This window comes from Bartonella sp. AP88XZML, from assembly GCF_042195565.1.
In the GTDB taxonomy this organism is placed as follows: Bacteria; Pseudomonadota; Alphaproteobacteria; order Rhizobiales; family Rhizobiaceae; genus Bartonella.
The window spans coordinates 1-3,266 of record NZ_JBHIOQ010000081.1 but is presented as its reverse complement, the minus strand read 5'-3'; the positions used below and the strand labels follow the sequence as shown (position 1 = coordinate 3,266).

Sequence of the window (3,266 nt, the reverse complement as noted above, 5' to 3'; positions counted from 1 at the left end):
GTTGCCGTGTTTTTGAGCACCCGGCATTCTTCATTGAGTGTCAATCAAAAACATTAGTCAACAAGGAGTTCATCATGAACACTCTTATAGAAATTACAGAACAAGTCATTGATGGCGATGCGATTCAGACAGTAAATGCACGTGATCTACATGCGTTTTTAGGAGTAGGTAAAAAGTTTGCAGACTGGATTACTGAACGCATCAACAAATATGATTTTGTCGAAAACAGAGATTATATAGTTTTTCCCAATTTTGGGAAAAACCTCCAAGGTGGTCGTCCCTCTAAAGATTATGCTCTCACTTTAAGTGTAGCCAAAGAACTTTCTATGGTGGAGAACAATAAGAAAGGTAGAGAAGCTCGTTTATATTTTATAGAATGTGAAAAACGTGCAAAACAAGTAGCAACACCACGAATAGATCTTGCCAATGCATTGGAAAATCCTCTTACGATTAAACAGCTCCTTTTAGAGAGTATCAATCAATTAGAAGACTTAAGAAATGAGGTGAGTACACTCAAGCCTAAAGCAGAAGCTTTAGAAGGCTTAAAACGCTCTGATGGGCTGTTCGGTCTTATTGAAGCAGCGAAAATGCTTGAAGTACGACCAAAAGATTTAACAGATTACTTGCGGAAAAATGATTGGGTCTATCGACGGGCTCCAGGGGCGCCTCTATTACCTTATCAGGATAAGATAAAGAAAGGATTCATGGATTGTCCTGCTATTACCATTCAAAGATCGGATGGTACAGAAAAGGTGCTGCCTTCAACAAAAATCACACCAAAAGGATTGGCATGTTTAAGAGAACAAATCTTTGGGGGTGTGCAATGAATACCAGTATCGACTTTTTATGTGATTTATGGATGGCATTGTTTCAGTTTTCTGATCGTGATGATGTCGAAGATAAAGCTTTTAATGCTCTCATTGAGACCATGGATGCAATAGAAAAAGCTTTGATTTTAAAACTTCAAGATGAATCACCAAACGCACTCAGAGTTCTGGTAATGATTACAAATTTTGGATCTTTAAAACCTCCTTCTATTATGGAGCCTTTGTTGAAAGCTTACGATCCGAGTTTGAAAAATTCTGTTAAGAAAGCTGCTTAACTTTAAAAACATGATTTTATCTCCTCGTCTTTTAGGCGGGGAGGTGGTTAACAGTATAAAATATCTTCACATAATACACATTATACGTATAATACGTATTATACATTAAAGATAGGATGTGCATATGAAAAAATATAGTTTTACAGATGTAAACCGCGGGGCAGGCGATATTTTAGACGAGGCTATGTCTACACCTGTAGCTTTGACAAAGCGAGGGCGTGAAAAAATCATTATGCTTCCTGTTGATTTATATCATGAATTAATAAAAGCGCGTTCTGGTGCACAATCTTTTGTTTATGCAGATGCACCGCAAAATATATTAGACGATTTAGATCGTGGTTTAGATGATATTTTAAATGGCAACGAACATGTTTAAAGCGGGGGATGTTGTTCAATATTATTATTTATCCAGTATTCCATAAAACATTATCCCTTGAGAGTGAGGAAGAGATCAAACAGCGTGAAGTGTTGGAACTTTGCTAACATTTGTTTCACGTTCAGCATGCCAAGCGTCATAATTAGCTTGCATACGTAACCATATAGCAGCTCCATCACCAAACATTTTGCCAAGACAAGCGGAAATAGCAGGAGAAACAGGCTTTTTTGCGTTCAGAATATCGTAGAGATGTTGGCGTGATATACCAAGCATCTGCGCAATTTCTGATTTTGTTTTGCCTGTCTCAGGAATAATTTCTGCTAAAACTTCTCCTGGATGAGTAGGACAACGGTTTTTATCTCTTTGTGCAGGAATGTCATTCATAACTGTATCCTTAGTGATATTGTTCAAGATCAACACGGTAAGCATTACATGAGTCAAATTCAAAGGTAATACACCATGGTCCGTTAACGTGGACAGTGTAACGAGTGGGTGAATATCCAATCAAAGAATGAAAGTTGAATCCTGGAAGATTCATATCTTCTGGTCTTTCAGAAATATCTAAACGATCAAGACGAACCATGATACGTTTTACAAGTTTCTTATCAATCTTGGATGAATTTCCCGTTTTGAATAATTCTGCCAATGTTTTGCTTTTAAACGTTTTAATCATTCTTTTATATAGCGTAAAATACTGTTAATGTCAACAAATAGCTTACATTATAAGTGCTAAAATGGAAAAAACAGTAACATCCCATTAGAAACCCTTATCGTCTAGACTTGTTTTTCTTTTCTCCACCTCATGCGTAAAGAGAAGAATAGGTGCATGGAGGGGATAAATTTGCACGTTAACATCAAGGATTTTACAAACATACCAACGGCTGTCTGATCAAATATTGCTAAAAACTTAGATCCCTTGCCATTCTTAATAAAGTGAATACGAAGTTTAAATTCTATTGTCATTTTGCTCTCCAAATTAATGAAGAGACCATAACAATCATCTCACTCTCTCATAAGACTGACACTGTCAGTCAAAAAGCTCTTTAAAGGGCTTTAAAAGGGCTTAAAATCATACAAGCCAGCTTATACAACAGCTATCAATTTGACTTGCGCTATTTTTGGTTTTGTATTTAATCTTTCCATAACCTTATAAGAACAGCGCCATCAGCTCCAGCGCCGCTTGGAGAGGAATCTCCATGAGAGCCAGCACCACCACCACCAAAACCACGCCCTGCTTTTCCCGAACTATAGGAACCTTTGCCGACTCCTCCAGAGCCACCACGTGATGTATCACCTCCAGCATCGCCTCCATTACCGCTTGTTTTACTCGTAATTCCATTCGTTCCAGCATAACCATTTCCGCCTTTGGCAATTCCTGGATGTTCATCCGTTGCTAAACCAAAGTTTCCACCTGTTCCTCCAGCACCGCCACCGCCTGAATAGTAGGTAGTCGTACCACCACCAAATCCCGTGTGAGATTGATAGGCAGAAGCACCCCCACCACCATGTCCTCCTGTCGCCGTAATAAAATTCTTTCCAACAGCTGTTGTTCCTCCAGAATTTCCTGTCGCACTGCGTGATGCAACAGAAGCGCCTCCTTTACCAATTGTGATATTCTCATGACCCTTTAAACTGGCTTTATAGCCATACCAGACTGAACAACCACCACCTCCACCACCTCCTCCTAATCCTGACAAATAGGCTCCGCCACCACTACCCCCACCACCCCATGCTTGGATCTCAACTTTGGTTTTATCGGTGACCCAGACGGGCCATTCAATTTTCCCA

Annotated in this window: 5 protein-coding genes and 1 pseudogene; 3 read left to right on the top strand and 3 right to left on the bottom strand. The window is 39.3% G+C overall.

All coding sequences use genetic code 11. From position 1 onward, the window contains the following. Window positions 1-74 precede the first annotated feature (74 nt). From ACFIK2_RS08330 to ACFIK2_RS08320, 3 genes are all read left to right on the top strand, one after another. Window positions 75-827 carry an antA/AntB antirepressor family protein gene (locus ACFIK2_RS08330; RefSeq protein ID WP_375632899.1) on the top strand — a complete coding sequence of 251 codons (753 nt, stop codon included), beginning with the start codon at window positions 75-77 and terminating at the stop codon, window positions 825-827. Next, the gene (locus ACFIK2_RS08325; protein ID WP_375643784.1) at window positions 824-1,102 is read left to right on the top strand and encodes a hypothetical protein; all 279 of its coding nucleotides are present in this window, start codon (window positions 824-826) and stop codon (window positions 1,100-1,102) included. The genes ACFIK2_RS08330 and ACFIK2_RS08325 overlap by 4 nt, the downstream gene beginning before the upstream one ends. 124 nt (window positions 1,103-1,226) lie before the next feature. Next, window positions 1,227-1,478, top strand: a complete 252-nt coding sequence (locus tag ACFIK2_RS08320; protein WP_375632903.1) for a type II toxin-antitoxin system Phd/YefM family antitoxin — start codon at window positions 1,227-1,229, stop codon at window positions 1,476-1,478. Window positions 1,479-1,553: 75 nt separating this feature from the next. On the opposite strand, the gene ACFIK2_RS08315 is transcribed toward ACFIK2_RS08320, so the two are convergent. The 3 genes and pseudogenes from ACFIK2_RS08315 to ACFIK2_RS08305 form a co-directional block, all read right to left on the bottom strand. Further along, complete coding sequence (locus tag ACFIK2_RS08315) at window positions 1,554-1,862, bottom strand: HigA family addiction module antitoxin (protein ID WP_273721170.1); 309 nt, start codon at window positions 1,860-1,862, stop codon at window positions 1,554-1,556. A 10-nt stretch (window positions 1,863-1,872) separates the two neighbouring features. Continuing rightward, a complete protein-coding gene (locus tag ACFIK2_RS08310; protein ID WP_375618870.1) occupies window positions 1,873-2,151 on the bottom strand; it encodes a type II toxin-antitoxin system RelE/ParE family toxin in 279 nt (92 codons plus the stop codon). 457 nt (window positions 2,152-2,608) lie between these two features. Beyond that, window positions 2,609-3,266, bottom strand: a pseudogene (locus ACFIK2_RS08305) (hypothetical protein); the annotation flags it as partial.